The organism is Methylomarinum vadi, from assembly GCF_000733935.1.
Classification (GTDB): domain Bacteria; phylum Pseudomonadota; class Gammaproteobacteria; order Methylococcales; family Methylomonadaceae; genus Methylomarinum; species Methylomarinum vadi.
Window position 1 is genome coordinate 1,647,825 of sequence record NZ_JPON01000001.1, and the last position, 20,093, is coordinate 1,667,917.

General features: G+C 49.8%; 17 protein-coding genes and 1 riboswitch. Of the genes, 7 read left to right on the forward strand and 10 right to left on the reverse strand.

Annotated features, from left to right (window positions below):
• Nucleotides 1-6: 6 nt before the first annotated feature.
• Entirely contained in the window at nucleotides 7-597 is a 591-nt protein-coding gene (gene rpoE, locus EP25_RS0108375) for an RNA polymerase sigma factor RpoE (RefSeq protein WP_031433455.1), read from the reverse strand.
• Nucleotides 598-727: 130 nt separating this feature from the next.
• Here rpoE and nadB point away from each other — a divergent pair, with 130 nt between their 5' ends.
• From nadB to EP25_RS0108410, 5 genes are all read left to right on the forward strand, one after another.
• Nucleotides 728-2,368 (forward strand): L-aspartate oxidase, encoded by a 1,641-nt coding sequence (nadB, locus tag EP25_RS0108380; protein WP_235185869.1) that lies wholly within the window; start codon nucleotides 728-730, stop codon nucleotides 2,366-2,368.
• Between the two features lie 18 nt (nucleotides 2,369-2,386).
• Nucleotides 2,387-2,821: an NUDIX domain-containing protein gene (locus EP25_RS0108385; protein ID WP_031433457.1), complete on the forward strand. Its 435-nt coding sequence runs from the start codon at nucleotides 2,387-2,389 to the stop codon at nucleotides 2,819-2,821.
• 139 nt (nucleotides 2,822-2,960) lie between these two features.
• Nucleotides 2,961-4,046 carry a hypothetical protein gene (locus EP25_RS0108390; RefSeq protein WP_152555622.1) on the forward strand — a complete coding sequence of 362 codons (1,086 nt, stop codon included), beginning with the start codon at nucleotides 2,961-2,963 and terminating at the stop codon, nucleotides 4,044-4,046.
• Nucleotides 4,047-4,325: 279 nt separating this feature from the next.
• A riboswitch (cyclic di-GMP riboswitch) is annotated at nucleotides 4,326-4,400 on the forward strand.
• A 486-nt stretch (nucleotides 4,401-4,886) separates the two neighbouring features.
• The gene (locus EP25_RS0108405; protein WP_084190992.1) at nucleotides 4,887-5,978 is read left to right on the forward strand and encodes a TIGR03790 family protein; all 1,092 of its coding nucleotides are present in this window, start codon (nucleotides 4,887-4,889) and stop codon (nucleotides 5,976-5,978) included.
• 170 nt (nucleotides 5,979-6,148) lie between these two features.
• Entirely contained in the window at nucleotides 6,149-6,511 is a 363-nt protein-coding gene (locus EP25_RS0108410; protein WP_031433461.1) for a PilZ domain-containing protein, read from the forward strand.
• Between the two features lie 211 nt (nucleotides 6,512-6,722).
• Here EP25_RS0108410 and rfbD read toward each other — a convergent pair whose 3' ends face one another.
• From rfbD to EP25_RS0108455, 9 genes are all read right to left on the reverse strand, one after another.
• A complete protein-coding gene (rfbD, locus tag EP25_RS0108415) occupies nucleotides 6,723-7,607 on the reverse strand; it encodes a dTDP-4-dehydrorhamnose reductase (protein WP_031433462.1) in 885 nt (294 codons plus the stop codon).
• A complete protein-coding gene (rfbC, locus tag EP25_RS0108420; RefSeq protein ID WP_031433463.1) occupies nucleotides 7,604-8,149 on the reverse strand; it encodes a dTDP-4-dehydrorhamnose 3,5-epimerase in 546 nt (181 codons plus the stop codon). The genes rfbD and rfbC overlap by 4 nt, the downstream gene beginning before the upstream one ends.
• Entirely contained in the window at nucleotides 8,149-9,024 is an 876-nt protein-coding gene (gene rfbA, locus EP25_RS0108425) for a glucose-1-phosphate thymidylyltransferase RfbA (protein WP_031433464.1), read from the reverse strand. Before rfbA ends, rfbC begins: the two co-directional genes overlap by 1 nt.
• 3 nt (nucleotides 9,025-9,027) lie before the next feature.
• Nucleotides 9,028-10,104, reverse strand: coding sequence for a dTDP-glucose 4,6-dehydratase (rfbB, locus tag EP25_RS0108430; protein ID WP_031433465.1), 1,077 nt, complete (start codon nucleotides 10,102-10,104; stop codon nucleotides 9,028-9,030).
• Between the two features lie 336 nt (nucleotides 10,105-10,440).
• Nucleotides 10,441-11,235, reverse strand: a complete 795-nt coding sequence (locus EP25_RS0108435; protein ID WP_031433466.1) for a transglutaminase domain-containing protein — start codon at nucleotides 11,233-11,235, stop codon at nucleotides 10,441-10,443.
• Nucleotides 11,236-11,244: 9 nt separating this feature from the next.
• Nucleotides 11,245-12,840 (reverse strand): phospholipase D-like domain-containing protein, encoded by a 1,596-nt coding sequence (locus EP25_RS0108440; protein ID WP_031433467.1) that lies wholly within the window; start codon nucleotides 12,838-12,840, stop codon nucleotides 11,245-11,247.
• 58 nt (nucleotides 12,841-12,898) lie between these two features.
• Complete coding sequence (locus tag EP25_RS0108445) at nucleotides 12,899-14,404, reverse strand: endonuclease/exonuclease/phosphatase family protein (protein ID WP_031433468.1); 1,506 nt, start codon at nucleotides 14,402-14,404, stop codon at nucleotides 12,899-12,901.
• A 99-nt stretch (nucleotides 14,405-14,503) separates the two neighbouring features.
• Nucleotides 14,504-16,135 carry a glycoside hydrolase family 57 protein gene (locus EP25_RS0108450; RefSeq protein ID WP_036300374.1) on the reverse strand — a complete coding sequence of 544 codons (1,632 nt, stop codon included), beginning with the start codon at nucleotides 16,133-16,135 and terminating at the stop codon, nucleotides 14,504-14,506.
• Entirely contained in the window at nucleotides 16,135-16,902 is a 768-nt protein-coding gene (locus EP25_RS0108455) for a DUF4912 domain-containing protein (protein WP_084190993.1), read from the reverse strand. The genes EP25_RS0108450 and EP25_RS0108455 overlap by 1 nt, the downstream gene beginning before the upstream one ends.
• A gap of 266 nt (nucleotides 16,903-17,168) precedes the next feature.
• On the opposite strand from EP25_RS0108455, the gene glgX reads away from it, so the two are divergent.
• On the forward strand, nucleotides 17,169-19,280 hold the full coding sequence (gene glgX, locus EP25_RS0108460; protein WP_031433471.1) for a glycogen debranching protein GlgX: 2,112 nt from the start codon (nucleotides 17,169-17,171) through the stop codon (nucleotides 19,278-19,280).
• A 131-nt stretch (nucleotides 19,281-19,411) separates the two neighbouring features.
• Nucleotides 19,412-20,002 (forward strand): Uma2 family endonuclease, encoded by a 591-nt coding sequence (locus EP25_RS0108465; protein WP_031433472.1) that lies wholly within the window; start codon nucleotides 19,412-19,414, stop codon nucleotides 20,000-20,002.
• The last annotated feature ends 91 nt before the right edge of the window (nucleotides 20,003-20,093 follow it).

Sequence of the window (20,093 nt, forward strand, 5' to 3'; positions counted from 1 at the left end):
ACCTTATTAATCGAGCAATGGGGTTAATTTTTGATCAATCGCTTCACGCGCCCTGAAAATGCGTGAACGTACCGTTCCAACCGGACAATCCATGGCCTGAGCAATTTCTTCGTAACTCATTCCTTCAAATTCTCTCAACATGATCGCAGTCCGCATTTCATCGGGTAAATTTTCAATCGCAGACTTAATCGCATCGACAATCTGCTCGTTCATTAGAATGCTGTCCGGCGTTTCCAGGCCTTTCAGTTGCGGAGCATTCTCCACTTGTTCGGCGTCCTGAACATCGACCTCGTAATCGGAATAACGGCGCGATCTGGACACCAGATAGTTCTTTGCCGTATTGATGGCTATCCGGTAGAGCCATGTATAGAAGGCACTGTCGCCTCTGAAGTTCCCTAGCGCACGATAAGCTTTAATGAATGCTTCCTGAGCGACATCTTGAGCCTCGCTGGGGTCTTTGACAAACCTGTTTACCAATTGCACAATCTTGTGCTGATATTTAAGCACCAGTAAATCGTAGGCAGACTTATCCCCTTGCTGAACACGTTGCACCAGTTCTTGATCCAGTTCTGCGTTATTCCTTGATTCTTCGTTCACTGTTCTGCTTTCTTGCTTGAATGGACAGAATTAAACCTTATTAGTTCTGTGATATCAAAAAAAATTGCCATGCCGATATGATTTTCATAAACTCGTCACACTCCTGTAATTTTATTGACTTTGAACACCCTTGACCCAGCAAAACAGCCCTATAAATCCGCAGCACAATTATGACGTTCTTATCATCGGCAGTGGCGGTGCCGGCCTCAGCCTGGCCTTAAAACTGGCCGATAAAGACTTCATCCGAATAGGCGTATTGTCAAAATTCGCCTTGACCGAAGGGAGTACATTCTACGCCCAAGGCGGCATTTCGGCAGTGTTCGATGAGCAGGATTCATTGGAATCCCACATAGAAGACACCTTGATATCCGGAGCCGGCTTATGCGACCCCGAAATCGTCAGGCTGACGGTATCGAAAGGCCGGCAAAGTATCGAATGGCTACGCGGGCAAGGCGTCAATTTTACCGAAGAACGGACCGAAAACGGCACCCGGCAGTTACATTTGCACCGGGAGGGAGGACATTCACACCGACGCATTGTACATACAGCCGACGCTACCGGTAAAGCCGTTTCCCTGTCATTAATCGAACGCGCCCGGGAACACGCGAATATCGATTTATTGGAAAATCACAATGTCGTTGAATTAATCACCGCCAAAAAACTGGGCGAATCAGCGCAAAGGATACGAGGCGCTTATGTCTTGGACACGGCCGTCGGCAACATTAAAGCCATAGCGGCAAAAATTGTCGTCCTGGCGACCGGCGGCGCCAGTAAAGTATATCTTTATTCCACCAATCCGCACATTTCCACTGGCGACGGCATCGCCCAGGCGTGGCGAGCCGGGTGTAGGGTCGGCAATATGGAGTTCATGCAATTTCACCCTACCTGCCTCTACCATCCCAGCGCCCGCTCCTTTCTGATCAGCGAAGCGGTCCGCGGCGAGGGAGGTCGCCTTATTTTACCCGACGGCTCTGGCTTCATGCAGCGTTATGACGAACGTTTGGAACTGGCCCCTCGGGACATCGTCGCCAGAGCCATCGACAGTGAAATCAAAAAACACGGCATCGATTGCGTCTATTTGGACATTAGCCATAAGACAAAGGACTTTATCCAACAGCACTTTCCCACTATCTATCAACAATGCCTGGCGCTGGACATCGACATCAGCAAACAGCCGATTCCCGTCGTTCCAGCCGCGCATTATACCTGCGGCGGCATCATGACCGATAGCCATGCACGCACCGACATTCCCGGACTCTATGCAATCGGCGAAGTGGCATGCACCGGCCTACACGGCGCCAACCGCATGGCCAGCAATTCCTTACTGGAGTGCCTGGTATTCGCCGAACGCGCCAATGAGGACATCAGGCGCATTATCGATACGCTGCCGGAACCCACCGCCTTACCGCCTTGGGACGAATCGCAAGTCAGCGATTCCGATGAAGAAGTGGTCATTGCCCATAATTGGGACGAACTCCGCCGTTTCATGTGGGACTATGTCGGCATCGTCCGTACCAATAAACGTTTAAGCCGCGCGATGCGCCGGCTGGAACTGCTGAAAGAGGAAATCGCCGAATACTACGGCAGTTTCCGAGTCACCAGCGACCTATTGGAATTGCGCAGCCTGGTGACCGTCGCCGAACTGATTATCCGTTGTGCGCAACAACGCAAGGAAAGCCGCGGCCTGCATTACACGCGCGATTACCCGGAAACTGACGATAGCCGGCCGCCGCAAAATACCGTATTGACGCCGGACAATTATCATCCTTAGCCATTGCAAGGAATAAGCATGCCCAAACCCATCACCCCCTTATTGGCCGCCGATACTTTAATCGAGTTATTGGATCAACCGGGCCGCCCATTCGTTTTGATCGAACGCGCCAATCCGCCTTATGGCTGGGCGCTCCCCGGCGGCTTCGTCGATGTCGGCGAAAGCGTCGAGCAAGCGGCCGTGCGCGAAGCGAAAGAAGAAACCGGTCTGGATGCGGAACTGTCGGCCTTGCTGGGAATATACTCCAATCCCAATCGCGACCCGCGGGGACATACCGTCACCGCCGTTTATATCGCCCAGGCCCACGGCACGCCGGTCGCTGCCGACGACGCCAAACATTGCTCCATCTTCACATTCGACGACCTGCCGCAACAACTGGCCTTCGACCACGCTCAAGTCATCGCCGATTACCAACGATTTCGAACAACCGGACAAGTGGCGCCGTTACGTTAATTGCTTTAAGTGCCTATGAGCTTACTGCAGGTGACCTGTGAATTGTAAATAGCCATTTTTTTAATTACTGAAAATTAGCCGGTTAACTTGATTGACAGGGAGCCGCCGCACAATGATTTATTGCAAATTTAATTCGTTAATGTTTAACAAAATCCTCGCCCTATTGCTGGGTACATTATTGCTCAACGGTTGCCAATCCGCATTCGGCCCCAATGCGTTACAAAACACTCACCCGGCTTATAATCAGGCTATCGCGCAGTCGCTGAACGAACAAATGCTACTCAACCTGGTCAGGTTACGATATCGCGATCGACCTTATTATCTCAGGGTTGGCAGCGTCACCGCTTCGTTAGCATTCGACAGTAACATCGGCATCGGCTCGGAATTGGACCTCGGTCCCGGCGGCAATATCATACAGCCCAATCTGGGTATCGGCTATTCCGACAAACCGACCCTATCTTTTCAACCACTCCAAGGCGAGGATTTCTTGAAAAGCGTGTTATCGTCCATTTCCTTCGACGCCCTGCTGGTCATGACCCAATCAGGCTGGAGCATCGAACGTGTCTTCGGCTTATGCGTGGAACGCATCAACGACGCCTTCAACGCCCCCAGCGCATCCGGGCCCACTCCGGCCATGGAACCGGAATTCAGAAACTTCAAAAAAGCGATGAAACTGATGCGAGAATTGCAGTTGTCCCACGGAATCGAAATCGGTCCCGACGAAAACAACCGTTTGAATATTTTGTTCAAAGCCACGGCAGAAAATCGAACTAAAATAGCCGAATTATCGAACTTTCTCGGCTTCCAAAAACCCCAACATGAACAAACCTTATTAATCCGGCTGGATAATAATTTTCTCAATACCGATAGAAATGTACTGAAAATCCGTCCGCGTTCGATCGTCAGCGTCTTGTTTTATCTGTCCCAACAAGTCGACATTCCCAATCAACATATCGAAGCCGGCCTGGTAAACGTCACTCAACGGCGAGCAGGCGGCCCGTTTAACTGGGGCGAAACGCCTGCCGGCGAATTTTTCCGGATACGCTTCAGCGAAGATTACCCAGATTCGGCCTTCTTAACAGTTCCTTATCGCGGACATTGGTTCTATATCGCCGACAACGACCTGGAATCGAAATCCACTTTCATGTTATTGAGCCAACTGTTTAATTTACAGGCCGGCCAAAGCCGCTACACTGGCCCTACCCTGACCTTGCCGGTGCGTTGATTGCTAGTGCATGCAATTGAGTCAAATCACGCAATACTTACGTGAAATAACACAATTTCATAGTGTCATAGCCCTATCTTTTTAATTATCACCCAGATCATTTCGGCAAATCCCCTACTTCCATTTCTCTTCTTGTATTAGCTTCAAGGGATTCATATTCAAGCACTTAACTTGAAACCGCTGGCATTAAACAATAACACATCAATATCAACCCTCTAACTTTTTACATTTTGGCATGTAACGTGCTTAAATCAAGACGGCTGCAACGAAAAGGATTTTGCAGCCCTTTGCCACACCCGTTGTGAGACGGGGCCGGAAAGCCACGGGTCTTTCTCAGACAGCCGAGCTGCCTCCTTAGGATTCAAGGTGTGCGGAACAAGTCAATGGAGAGATTAAAAATGTCCCGCAAACTTGCTAGTTCAGGAACAGCCATTTTGCTTTCCCTCCCCTCAATCAAAAGCAAATGTTCCTGAACTATGCATCCTCTTCTATTTGGGCAGTTCAGCATTTGTAACAGAACCTTTGCCAGCAAATCTATCCGTTGACGGGCCTCCATCGATTATCAACGAAAGAAAACATATCGCCCATTGATAAAATGCATCCGATGTTCCTCAAGGAAATGCCATTTTAATCAACAATACCGATAACACAGGAAAGACGACCATTTTTTGGTCATATGGAACTATATGAAACCGCATATTCCTTTGCCGGTTGTTAAAAAATTTTCGATCGATTTGTTCGCCTCTTCCATGATAATCCCTGCATCATCATTTGCATTACAATAAAACCATTTTCCACCTTCTGGCAGATTAACATTCCTTTCCGAAACAGATTTCAACCATGACTTCCCGATTTCCCTTTCAATCCATCCAATCATTTACCAATAAATATCGTTGCCTCCCCTTCGACCTGCCGGTGTTATTTTTTTTAAGCCTGTCATTCGCCTCTTTCTCGGCTAACGCTTACTCAAATTTATTGAAACCATTACCGGCATTAACGGCAAATGAATTGGCAATCATCGTCAACGACTCCGACCCTTTAAGCGTAAAAATTACCGAATATTATCAAGCCCGCCGCCATATTCCGGATGAGAACATCATCCATGTACATTTTACCCCCGGTTACAACACATTGCCCGTAACCAAGTTCAACCGAATTAAAGCCTCAGTCGACCGGCAAACATCGCAACACGTACAGGCATACGCTCTAACCTGGATGCAACCCTACCGGGTCGGCTGCATGTCCATCACTACTGCTTTCGCGGCCGGTTATAACGAGTCTTTCTGCGCGCGCGGCTGTAAACAAACGCGTCCTTCCCCCTATTTCAACAGTGATAGCAGCCAACCTTATCAAGACTGGCAATGGCGGCCAACAATGGCCTTGGCCGGAGAAAATCTTGCGGACGTCAAGGCCTTGATCGACCGAGGAGTGGCATCGGATTACAGCAGGCCGAAAGGAACCGCCTATCTGTTGCAAACATCGGACAAAGCGCGCAATACCCGTGCGATCTTTTTCCCTTCGATCGACAAAGCTTTTTCAGGATTGTGGCCCGTTGAAATTCTGCATCAAGACACCATAAGCAACCGACAAGACGTGATGTTCTATTTTACCGGTAAGACCCATATCGATAACATAAACACAAACCATTTTCTAGCCGGAGCTGTTGCCGACCATCTAACCTCTTCCGGCGGCATTCTTACCGGCGGCGAACAAATGAGCAGCATCGAATGGCTGAAAGCCGGAGCTACCGGAAGCTATGGCGCGGTTGTCGAGCCTTGCAATTTCGTTCAGAAATTTCCTAACCCCGCCATCATGTTGCATTATTACCTGAGAGGTAACAGCTTGATCGAGGCCTACTGGAAAAGCGTAGCTTGGCCCGGCCAAGGTATTTTCATTGGCGAACCGTTGGCCAAGCCCTTTGCTTACCAATAAACCCCATCGGCATTCGTCCGCTCCGGCCTTCCTTCCGCACTGTTATTAAGCGCAAACTTACTATATTAATCAAATACCTACATAACAATAAAATAAGACAAAACAGGGTACAACAAACCATTTAACTGCTATACTCATTCTCTCACTTAAACCAACAATCTCGTTTTGTTATGAAACCGGACAGACGACGCCATCACAGGGTAAAACCGAAAAAAATGCAGGTTGCGGTTTATCCCGACCATCCTTGCGATCAAGAGACCAGCCTGAATGCCGAGATTCTCGATATCAGCCGCAGCGGCATCAGAATCAAACTCAGTCAACCGGCTCAAACACGCGTCAACGAAAAAATCAAAATTACCATGATCTTACCGGAATCCGGCGAACCTTTTTCGGTGCATGGCATACTGAAGCACCAACATCTCGACGGTGAATACGGCGTACATTACACCGACCATGCCGAAGGTTCGATCGATGACATGTTATTCGAATGCATAAAACTGAACGATTTGATAATGCTGATTAAATCCGCTTAAAAAATCAGTTTATCTGTAGACTAAGAAATCGATATATGGCTGCAAGTTTTTGACAGTAGCCAATAATATCTTTACAAGGAATTTCCGGTTATACGATTCGTCAATTCCATACAGGCATTTTTTCAGCCGTGGTACTTGGTAAAAAATTACTTACCGAAGCATGGGAGCCATGAGGGATATTATGAGTAAGCAATCCCATGGTTACCCTTCTCTACAATTCCTGCATGCATAAACGCAGGGCATCTCGCCAAGGCGGCATTTTCAATGAAAATTTTTTCTCCAATTTATCGAGCGACAACTTCGAATTCATCGGCCGTCGCGCCGGAAGCGGATAGGATGTGGTTGGAATCGGTTCGATATGCCGCACTGAAACAGGATGTGTTTCACTCTGCCTGGCCAGGTCGATGATTGCCTCGGCAAAATCATGCCAACTGGCAGCACCGCTGGATGTTAAATGATAAAGGTCCGAACTGAAATCTCCCTGCCGCCTTTCGTGCTGGGATTGTTTTAGTACATGAGAAGTCGTTTCCGCAATCAAACGCGCCCAGGTCGGCGCACCGATTTGGTCAGCAACAATTTTCAATTCCTGCCGCTCCGCCGCCAGCCTCAGCATGGTTTTCAAAAAATTATGCCCGCGGGACGCATAAACCCACGAAGTCCGTAATATGATATGGTCGACACCGGATTCCCTAATGACGACCTCGCCGGCTAATTTGCTGTGACCGTAACGATTGATTGGACAAGTGTCATCGCTCTCTCGATACGGCCTGTCCATACTGCCATCGAAAACATAATCGGTTGAAAAATGCAGCAGCAGCCCATTACGGGCCTTCATCTCCTCGGCCATCACCAATGGCGCCTCGGCATTGATCAAATGAGCCAGTTCCGGCTCCTGTTCGGCCTTATCGACGGCGGTATAGGCAGCCGCATTGACGATTATATCTGGTCCGATTCGACGGATTTCATGGCGTAATTGCCCGAGTTCGGCCAGATTCAATTGTTGTCGTGTCGCGGCGATCACCTCACCCAGCGGCAATAAGGTCCGCGCCAACTCCCAGCCGACTTGGCCGTTACTTCCCGTGACCAATATCTTCATGCGAAATACTCGGCTTGTTCGAAGGATACGCCTTGTTGATCCTTGGCGGACAACCTTGGCTCGCCGTCGAGAGGCCAGTCGATATTCAGTTGCGGGTCGTTCCAAATGATGCAACGTTCGTGTTCCGGCGCATAATAATCCGTAGTTTTGTAGAGAAAATCCACGCTGTCCGACAGCACGACGAAGCCATGCGCGAACCCCGGCGGCACCCACAGTTGGCGGTGATTTCGCTCACTCAATTCAACGCCAACCCATTGGCCGAAGGTCGGAGATGAGCGGCGCAGGTCGACGGCGACATCGAATACACTACCGCTGCCGACGTAAACCAGTTTGCCTTGCGGTTGTTTAATCTGGTAATGCAGGCCTCGCAAAACATTTTTGCTCGACCGCGAATAATTGTCCTGAACAAAATCGGGTTCCACACCGGTGACCTGGGCAAAAGTCCTTTTATTGAAACTTTCCTTGAAAAAACCGCGTTCGTCGCCGAACACTCTCGGCTCCAAAATCAAAACATCCTTTATCTTGGTGGAAATCACTTTCATCAAAACACCCTTTCCTGCAGTAAACGCATCAAGTACTTGCCATAATTATTTTTCAGCAACGGCTCGGCCAGCCGTTTCAGTTGTTCGTCATCGATCCATTTCTTACGCCAGGCGATTTCCTCCAGGCAGGCGATCTTCAAACCTTGCCGGTTTTCGATGGTCTGAATGAATTGCGAGGCATCGAGCAACGACTCGTGGGTTCCCGTATCCAACCAGGCCATGCCTCGCCCCATGATCTCGACGGAAAGCTGTTGCCGCTGTAAATAAGTTCTGTTGACATCGGTAATTTCCAGTTCGCCACGCGCCGAAGGCTTGATCGACTTGGCGATATCGACCACTTGATTATCGTAAAAATACAGGCCGGTCACGGCATAACGGGAGCGCGGCCGGGGCGGCTTTTCCTCCAGACTGACGGCGACGCCATCCTCGCCGAATTCAACCACGCCATAGCGTTCCGGGTCCTGCACCGGATAGGCAAACACGGTCGCGCCCTCCTGCTTTTGCGCCGCCCGCTTCAACATCGGTTCGAAATCATGGCCATAAAACAGATTGTCACCGAGCACCAGCGCACAGGTATCGGAAGCGACAAAGTCCTCACCGATAATGAATGCCTGAGCCAATCCCTCGGGCGCCGGCTGCACCGCATAACTGATGTCGATTCCCCATTGTTTGCCTTCGCCCAACAAATATTCGAAACGGCCGATGTCTTCCGGTGTCGAAATGACCAGCACCTCCCTGATTCCGGCCAACATCAACACGCTCAACGGATAATAAATCATCGGCTTGTCATGGACCGGCAGCAACTGCTTGGACACAGCCAGAGTCACCGGGTGCAGGCGCGTGCCGGAGCCGCCCGCCAGAATAATGCCTTTCATCGATCAGCCTCCTGTATTCAAACCAAGCCGTTCACGTTGATAACTACCATCCTGAACCCGTTGCCACCATCCGGGATTATCCAAATACCATTGTATAGTCTTGCGTATGCCGCTGGTGAAGGTTTCCTGCGGCTTCCAGCCCAGCTCGCCGGCAATTTTCCCGGCATCGATGGCATAGCGTTGATCATGGCCGGGGCGGTCTTGCACATGGGTAATCAATTCCTCGTAACGGGAAATTCCGTTGGGATGGTCCGGCTTCAGTTCGTCCAGAATGGCGCAAATAGCTTTCACCACCTCAAGATTGGTTTTTTCATTATGTCCGCCGATATTATAGGTTTCGCCGACCTTGCCTCTCGTCACGACTTCGTACAAAGCGCGAGCATGATCGTCGACATACAGCCAATCGCGTATCTGATCGCCCTTGCCATAAATCGGCAGCGGCTTGCCTTCCAACGCATTCAGGGTCACCAACGGAATCAGCTTTTCGGGAAACTGATAAGGGCCATAATTGTTGGAGCAATTGGTAATCAAAATCGGCAAACCGAAGGTTCGATGCCAGGCTCTGACCAAATGATCCGACGACGCCTTACTGGCGGAGTAGGGAGAACTGGGATCGTAAGGGGTTTGTTCGGTAAACAAACCGGTTTTTCCCAAGGCGCCATAAACTTCATCGGTCGAAATGTGGTGAAAACGAAATGAGGCTTTTTCCTCGCCGTCTAATTCCAACCAATAATTTCGCGCCGCCTCCAACAATATATAAGTCCCGACGATATTGGACTGGATGAATTGCGCCGGCCCGTCGATTGATCGATCCACATGCGATTCCGCCGCCAGATGCATGACAATGTCGGGGTGGTGCTCGACAAACAAGTGCGAGACCTTATCCGCATCGCAAATATCAACTTGGGCGAAATGGTAACGCGGATTTTCTATGACACCGGCCAACGACTCGAGATTACCGGCATAGGTCAATTTATCGATGTTGAAGATTTCATGATCGGTTTCCTCGATCAGATAACGAATGACAGCGGAACCTATGAATCCGGCCCCGCCGGTGACAAAAATTGATTTTTTATTCATTTGCAACCCTAGTTGTTATTTATACTTCCTGTCTAATACGCGACTCATGAAATACGCCGTCGAAATGCAGTATCTGCAAGCCTTGTTTTTTGGCTTATAGAATACTTTTCCATTTTAGACTATTTATTCAACGGCCGAGGTTATTTCGGCTACTGCGCCCAAACGGGATGTCCGATAAACCATCGGAAATAACTAACGATAATTTCTCAACAATCATATAAGATTACATAGTAGACGAGCTTTTTACTTTGTTCCAAGCCAGTCCGGTCGGTTCTATGATTTGTGGTTCCTCCGTAACCCAACAATACGCCATCTTTCTAATCACTTATTCGCGGTTTAGGCGGGGGGCGCTATTTGTTCAACTCCGACATCCTGGGCAATTGGGCTAACCGCTGGACCAAACTGATTATAAATGGCCACGTCGGCCGCATCCCGCCCATAGCCGACGGCTATATATCCACTTTGTAACTGCGCCTGGGTCGCATCGAACGTATACCATCGTCCGCCGACATAAGCTTCGAACCAAGCATGCAGTTCCATTGGCTGCAGACCATAGAGATAACCGACCACCATACGAGCGGGTATGCAGAGGGCACGGCATAGCGCGATGCCAAGATGAGCCAAATCCCGGCAGACGCCTTGTTGCTGTTGGTTAATCTCGATGGCCGATAATGGTATCACGCTCGAACCGGGACAATAACGGATGTTCTGCCTGAGCCAGCCGACAATAGCGGCGACCTGATCGTAGCCGGGCAATTCTCCCGAAGTAATCTCCGTGGCGAGACTGCCAAAGCGATCCACTTCGCAATAACGACTCGGTAGCAGATAGGCTAATACACTTTCCGGCAATGTTGGAATTTCGTTAAATGGAGCGCCCGGCGCTTGATCGATGGAGTCGGCCGTCATCACTTCCGAGGAGGTGTGCACGGAAAACCGGCCAACGGGTGCGAGCAAGCGTTGGCAAAGATTGCCGTAGCCATCGGTGTATTCAAAGGCAACGACATTGGGAAGCAAGGTATATTCTTCCCTGGCCACCCATTGCTGGTAACCGCTGCGGGGCCGCAACATCAGAATGAACGGCGTTGGCACTTTGATTTCGAAAGTCAGATCACAACGGGCTCGTAACCACATGGCTAATAATTAATAAAAGACTCTGAAACTTCGGCGTATTTCATCGAATTCATACAGATAGGGTTTCGCCACCTCATGATTGGCGGCAACGACTATCAAGTCGTGTGAAAAAACCGAAGTGTTATACCAATTAAAACTGCCTTCGATGACGATGTAATCGTCGATGACGCAATATTTGGAATGGATCGGCGAATAAGGCACCGGATGGTCGTCTTGTCCGTAAACCAGGCCGATCGGAATACCGGCATCCTTCAATCGTTGCACGGCCGGCAGTAACGGCCGGTTCAATTCATCATGCATGCTCCGTTCGACGCCGATCCGACCCTGTCGCGCCAAATGGCCGTTGAATAAAATATGCACATCGACGCCGCGATGCCAAGCCTGTATCAGGGCATTAACGACACTGTCATGATGGTCGCCCAACAAATCGCCGATTAAAAACAGGCAAATGCGGATGGAATGGCGGGCGCGGTGAATCTCCGCCAGGATGGCGTGGTGCGGCAGGTATTTCTGCCCGTTCAACATCGTGTGGCGGCCGAAAGTATACAACAGATTGAAATGGCTAAGCGGGTCGATACCGTACTTCTGGATCACGCCGCCACGCTGGCTTTGGAAAATGTTGTCCAGCAAACGGCAAACCCCCTTGGAATGGAAGGTCATGCCGGACTCCCAATTGGCCCACCAACGATCGAAGGTAATGTTGAACGACCCCAGGATAGCATCTTCGTCGTTGAAGATGATGAACTTGGTATGCATGTCCGGTTCCACTTCGATCAAGTGATGCTTGGGCGTACAGAACACGCCGACGAGTTCGACTCTCGACTGCTTCAGGCGGGCATAGGTATGGCTGTTGGTCATCGTCATCTTGCGCCAGTCGACGACACACTGGACGAAAACCCCCTGCTCGCTGGCGTGAATCAGGTGATTGATGAAATCATTGTCGTCGATACAATCGACGCTGACTTTGATGGTGCAAAACCGGTCGGGGTTCTGCCATTTGCAATGTATGACCTTTTCGATATGGTCATGGATGAAACGCTTGGGATGATAGGGATGATGCGGCTGCCCCTTGGTAAACTTAGGAGTCAAATGCAAGGATTCGAAATGATGGTTGTACCAATCGACGTCGCTTTGCAATTCCGCCGCATTTAATTCATAGGTCCGGTAATGATTCGGCGTGCACCATTCGCCATTGATATGGCGCTGCTGCGGATAACCATCCTGCAATTGATGCCAATCCATGAAAATATATTCTTTCTCCGACGGAATGGAATGTTCGTTAATATGGACGACATAGGCAATCTTGATACAATTGATTTTGCCGAAATGGGTCGAAAACGGATATACATAAAAATCCCGCGTGCTGCGTTTATGTCGGTCCCATTGAATATCGTAAGGGTCGGTATCGACAATGTAGGTTTCGCAAACGTGATTATCTCGATAGACCTTCAGAATCACCTTCAAATTTGCCGATACGCCATGATACATCTCGAAATCGATCTTCCCCCAGCGAATATCGAAGGTATCCCTGAAATCGTTGATCCGTTGAAAATACCCTCCTAACTGGCCAAAAAAAGGTCTGGCGTATTGTTCAGCGAACTGCATTGTCACCTCTTAAGTATTTCTTAGTTCTTTGCCGACTGTCGAAGCAATAAAAGTGCCATCACTTCGGCTCGAATGTCATGATAAAGCCGCAATGATCGGAAACACGACCATAATCCTGTTCGGTAAACACTACACGCGCCGTGGTTACCTGCAAGGAACTCTCCTTATTCATAAAAATATAATCAATCCGGTAGTCGTCAGCTAGATAATCGCGCCAATGGGGGTCATTGACGCGAAAAACCTTCTCGAACAAGCCCTGTTCGTTGGCCTGAAGATACTGATCTTCATATTCGTGGCTGTTGACCACCAGCTGATACCCCTCTGAACCCGCGGCGATATTGAAATCGCCGCAGAGCAGTGTGCCCTTGACCTGTTTCGTCTGCTTGCTTGAAGCCCATGCGCACAAACGCTGAAATTGCTGCTCGAAACCATCTTCCCACCAACTCAGGTGGGCGGAAAAAAAATTAACCACCCCCATGTACGGTATCCGCACCTGCGCCATGACGACTTTGCGCGAATGAATGCTGTAGATATCGTCGCTGTCCGACACATAACGCCCTTCCTGTTTAAGCGGCGGGAAACGGCTTAAAATCGCGACGCCCTCGCGGTATTTGTCGAAACCCAGATGCGACCAATCGGCCACTATATGATAGGGCGCGTGCAGGCGTTGATTGATGATGTTGGCCGAATTGGATTCCCAATCGCCATGGCCGCCGCTCCAATGTTCCGCAACTTCTTGAAAACAAACGATGTCGACTTGTTGTTCGTCGATGGCCTTGGCGATCTGCCAAAACTTCTGGTCTTGCTCCGTTTCCTGATAACAATGCAAATTCAAGATCATCACGGTCAACGGCTTACGACTGGCGACATAATTGCGCCCTTCGTTATTATCCCACAGTATTTGGCCGTGCGCTTCGCAGCAAATACTGTACTGCAAACGGAAGGCGCTCCCAATTCTGAGGCGGCCGCTCCAAACTTGTGCACCATATTGGTTCGGATTACGCGCGTTACTCTTGGCCTTGCCATCCCAGTAATTTTTCTTGCAATGGCAGGTGGTCTTGAAGGTATGCTGCCAATTATCCACGGTCCAATGAATCGTGACTTTTTCGGCATGCACCGTTTTATCCAAAACCACGGTGATCGGCAGGGTTTTCTGCCCTTCCTGCAATTGGTTGTGAAAACCAACGTTATGCACCAGAATTTCCGGCCCTAATTGAATACCCGAGTCGGCCTGGCTTTCGTAATTATGGCCATGGCTGTTGTCCCAGAATTCCTGACCTTCGACCCGATAACGTAAACCGAAGCGGATATTACCAGGCAATGCTTGGTTGGCAGTCAGGGGAAAACTGGTTCGAACCATCCAATTCTCGACATCGTCATGCCAATGACTATGGTACTGCACCGGCAGGGTGTGCCAGACGCCATCCTCGCCCGACCAGATGACATCGACTCGCTTGTCATAGCTGACATTTTTTACCCGCATGAAAAAGGTCAGCTCCTGCCGGGGCACCTTTTTCTTTCTGCTGATGACATTTTCAACGTATATCAGCTGAATCGGTTTCATCGATTTTTCTCCATTGCGTGGCTAATCAACCATATCTCAACATACAGCCGTTCCATCATTGATCCGCCGGTCTTAGTGGCAACCCCCTTGCTCCAACTGTCATTCGGGCAAAGCAGGCAAGATTGTACCGAATTTCGAGGTGCTGCCGGTATAAGTTCTATAATCGATAGCCGGAAAAATATCGTCCATGATTTCCAACGCGGTCAAGTAACGCTCGTCGATACGGTTTTTGCGAATACAATCGTGCAGGTAATTGAAACGCGCCAGATGATCGGTGATCCGCTTTCGCGCATAATCGGCGTCGGTCCCGGATTTCATGATAAAAGGCCAATCAGAAGCTTGCGCCAGCAAAACCGAACGCAATGCCTGATTCAACCCGCGGCGTTGTAACTCGCTCACCGTCAATCCAAGCAAATCTTCGGCCAATTTTTCCATTTCGGCGGCGGCTTGATGTAATAACGGGTAAATCCAATCGTTACTGTCATTGAGCCAATAGGAAGAATACCCTTCATTCCCCCAACTGGACGCCGAAGGTGTCGCCTGCTGTTGCTGGGGATAGCGCAGTAGATATTCCTTGCTCGTTTGTAAACGGATGTTGCTTTCGTCATTGGCCGCCAACCGCAACACTTGCTCCAGCCACTGCGGCCCTTCAAACCACCAGTGTCCAAATAACTCGGCATCGAAGGGAGCCACGACAACGGGAGAGCGTTCCATCGTAGCGCTCAATTTATCGCATTGCCGCCGCCGTTGTTGAATAAAATCAGCGGCATGTTGCTTGGCCCTGATGCTGGCGAGCTCGGGTCGGTAGATCGCCTTTTCGACGCCTTCGCCGGTCACTCGATGATATTTGATGCCGGTATTGATGCGCGTTTCGTCGTCGAGCATATAAGGCCCAACGTAATCCAAGTCCAACTCGAAGCCGATATCGCTGTAAAATTCACGATAATCGACATGACCGGGATAACCTTCCTCCGCGCTCCATACTTGCCGAGACGAGTGAGGATCCCGGCCGAATGCGCACACGCCGTTACCACAATCGAGGGGGGCATAAACCCCATGAACCGGCTCGATTGACGCATCCAGAATACCGTGGCTATCGACGAAAAAATAACGAATTCCGGCCTCCCGCAGACTCTGTTCCAGTCCTGGATAATAACCGCATTCGGGCAACCAAAACCCATCCGGCCTGAACCCAAAAGCGTCATGAAAAGTGTCGATACCGGTGTTGATTTGACAGCGCACCGAGGTCAAACTGGTATTCAATAACGGCAGATAACCGTGGGTCGCGGCGGTTGTAAGCAGTTCCAACTTGCCGGAGGCCTGGTGTTTTTTGAAAGCCGTCAGTAAATCGCCTCGATATTGGTCCCGATAAATCCGCAACGTCTCTTTGAACAATTCCCGGTACCACACGGCAAGTTTGTAATAATCGGGGTGCTCGCGGGTTCGTTCAATTTCCTTGTCGGCCAGCTCCAATAAACGATTCAGATGGTCCAAATACCGGCTTCGCAATAACTCATCCCGCAACAGCGTGATCAACGTCGGCGACAACGACAGGCTCAAACGATAATCGACCCGGTCGGCCTGCAATCGGTCGAGCATCGCCACTAATGGCACATAACACTCCGTGATGGCCTCGAACAGCCAGCTTTCCTCGAAAAAGCGTTCATATTCGGGATGCCGTACATAAGGGAGATGAGCGTGAAGAATAATATTGAGAAATCCTTGTTTCATTAACTGCGCTTTCCTCCCCCGGAGGCATTGCCATGCATAAATCGACGACCTTGCTGAAGCCTTGTAGGCTTGCCCGATTCGACAAACGGTGTCCGTGGGATATAAGTGGTCTCGGAACAGGCAAAGGAAGCAAAATGCCGTTCAGTCGGTCGCCAGCCGATAGCCGCGGAATAATAATTGCCGGTCATCATTGCCGGTACGGTCACTTTAAACTGATTTAGGCCGGACTCAATCGGCAAGTCAAACCAGTTCGGCTTTTCGCCGGGCACGGCTTGGTCCTCGAGCATGGCGTAAATTCGCAATGTCAGCGGATGACTTCCCTCCTTCCGCAATTGCTCTTCATCGAGATGCCAGTAGGCGTGCAAGTGGTCCGGGTCGACCGGCAACAATACGATTTCCGAGTGAGGTATTTGGGGTGAAGCCCGTACGGCAAATTCACGACTAATTTCTTCGCTAATTGACCGCATCTCTTGTGGCGCCAGTTTGATTGAGGGCTTTTTTCCCAAAAAGTGGCTGGAGTATTTCGGACTAAAATCGCGACTGACCTGTTCGCTAATAACCAGCATTTCCCTAGGTGACAGCCTGATTCGGGAACCGTGCCTACTCTGAGAAGTCGCCATCTCCCGCAATGATAAAGTATTTTGAGCTTCCATACAGCCGACATGCTTGGCCGGACTATCATTATCTGAAAAAATCAGCCATCCGGACACACTCATCCCTGGAGCTTTTCCGGGTCGGGATGGAAGACTTTGACTTATTTCTTCCATCAGCAATGAGCAGGGGTAATTAATAATGACCTCTCTTGCCAACGAAGGGTCAATGTTGTCTCCGGACGAACACAACTAACCATGAACGCTTGAAAACTCTACCTGTTGACGTTCATTTATGCAAGGCATTTATAGTTGTCATTAATTTATTACATGAAAAAACAAGACATTTTCGTTTAATTAGCGGTTTTTCGATATAAAAATACGCATTTCGCTGTTTATATGCAGTAAAATGACGCATTTTAAAATTCACCCTATTCAACAACATGCAGAGCGTCGGATTTAAAGTCAAACCCGGAAGCCCCTACCCTCATGGAGCCAAGCTCAACGATGGCGGCGTCAATTTTTCCATTTTCAGCCGTCACGCCGAAGAAGTGGAGCTATTACTGTTCAAGTCGGTAGATTGCAAGGAGCCCTTCCAGACAATCCAGTTACACAAAGACCGCAATCGTACCTTCTTTTCTTGGCATGTATTTGTAAAACATCTGCCCGCTGGCACTTGGTATACTTGGCGCATAAAAGGTCCCACAGACACCCGGCACAGCGGTCTGCGTTTCGATCCGGACAAACATCTGCTTGATCCATGGGCTAAAGCAGTCAGCGACAAACATTGGGACAGGACTGCCGCCTGCCTGCCGGGAAATAATGGCCACTGTTCCATGCGTAGTGTCGTCGTGGATGATCATTATAATTGGGAAGGCGATAAACCGCTGGCCATCCGCAGTGAAAAAGCCATTATTTATGAACTGCATGTAGGAGGTTTTACCCGCCACCCGTCGGCCGAAGTGACTAACCCCGGCACCTTCTTAGGGCTGATAGAAAAAATCCCCTACCTCAAGGAACTGGGCATCACCCATGTCGAACTACTGCCAGTGATGGCTTTCGACGAACAGGATGTGCCCGAACATACCGCCGAGCTGGGATTAGAAAATTACTGGGGTTACAGCACCCACAGCTTCTTCAGCCCTCACCCCGGTTATTGCTCGACGCCGGACCAAGGCACTCACCAGAAGGAATTCCGCGACCTGGTCAAGGCCCTGCATAAAGCCGGCATCGGCGTCATCATGGACGTGGTGTTCAACCATACTTCCGAAGCGGGCGCCGACGGACCGGTCATCAATTTCAAGGGCATCATCGGTAACAGCTTTTATCTGATCGATAAAGTGGATAAAAGCATTTTTCACGACTATACCGGCTGCGGCAACACCGTCAACGCCAACCACCCACTGGTATCTCGCTTCATCATCAGTTGCCTGGAATACTGGGTGCGCGACATGCATGTCGACGGTTTCCGCTTCGACTTGGCAAGCGCCTTGTCGCGCAGCGAAGACGGCACGGTATTGCAAGACCCTCCTATCGTCTGGGGGATCGAACTATCGGAATTGCTGGCAAAGACCAAATTGATCGCCGAAGCCTGGGATGCTACCGGTCTCTATCAAGTCGGTTGTTTTCCGGGTTACCGCTGGGCCGAATGGAACGGCATTTACCGGGATGTCATCCGTCAATTCGTGCGCGGCGACAAGGGGTTAATCAGAGATGTCGCCACGCGCATCTGCGGCAGCAGCGATTTGTATGAGCATCAACATCGTCTCCCGATCAGTAGTATCAATTTCGTCACCTGCCATGACGGCTTCACCTTATACGATTTATTCAGCTATAACGAAAAGCATAACCTCGCCAACGGCGAACATAATCGCGATGGCTGCAACCATAATCTCAGCTACAACTGCGGCGTCGAAGGGGAGACCGACAATCCTGAAATTCAGGCATTACGCCGGAAACAAGTGAAAAATGTTTTCGCAATATTATTGCTCAGCCAGGGCGTCCCCATGTTATTGGCCGGCGATGAATTTTTGCATACCCAGCATGGTAACAACAATTGTTATTGTCAAAATAACGAGCTGACCTGGTTGGACTGGAACAAGGCCGAGCAAAATGCCGACATGGTGCGCTTTGTGCGGCTGATGATTAAGCTCCGTAAAAGACATACGGCCTTGATGCGGAGGCATTTTTTCAGCGGCAAAAAACTTAAGAACCGGGACATCGCCGATATCACCTGGAGCGGATTACAGCCCGGCGAAACCCCCGATTGGCATGACCACGATTCACAGTTGCTTGCTTTCACCGTCGCGGCCCTCGACCCCAAGGAGCCCGACGTGCATATCGTCATTAACATGTCGGAGCACCAACATAGCGCCACCCTACCCGATATTGATGGCAGAATTTGGAATCTATCGGTGGATACCTCTTTACCGTCGCCTCACGAAATTATTCCCAGGGCGGAACAAACACCGATTAACGAAACCCAATATTACATCAACGCTCGCTCAGTAGTGGTGTTCGAAAATTCCATTATCGAAACCGGTGCCGAGGGATGAAATTTTGGGTCGCTATAGTTGATAGCAACTATAGCGACCCAAATCCGTCTACCCTTTTTATCCCTCATATTTACCCTCTTTAACGAATTCGGTTACCATACTCGGGATTCTAAAATTCTGCGGAGAACAGCATGGGGCTGCCGTTAAAAGATAGCCAACATCATAATTATCAGGACTATCTAAGTTGGCCGGACGATGTGCGTTACGAGCTCATCGACGGCGATGCCTACTTGATGTCGCCTGCGCCAGACCTCGCTCATCAGGATGTCGCTGGGGAAATCTACTTTCAAGCCATGCGGGCTTTGCGTAATAAACCTTGCCGCCCTTTCATCGCACCGGTTGATGTCCGCCTACCCAAGCACGACGAAGCCGACGAATTTATCGATACCGTGGTACAGCCCGATGTATTAGTGGTTTGCGATGACAATAAGTTGGACCGTCGCGGGGTGCGCGGCGCACCCGACTGGGTCGTGGAAGTCTTATCTCCATCCACCGCCAGCCACGACCAAATCAACAAACTCAAAATCTATCAGCGCCATGGCGTTCGGGAATATTGGTTGGTTCATCCTATTGACAGGGTATTGACGATTTACCGTTTAAACGAAATCGAATACGGCAAACCGGAAATCGTGGAATTACAAGGAACGACCACGGTCGGTATCCTGCCTGAAGTCACAATTGAATGGGATGAATTGGCGGCACGATTGCCGCGTGATTATTAAGGCAATTGACGCTCACGTTCCCCAATAATCAAACAACTCGCGCAAACCGTCATCGCAATGGGTGCGCTTTTCCGGCTGAATCAATATACAA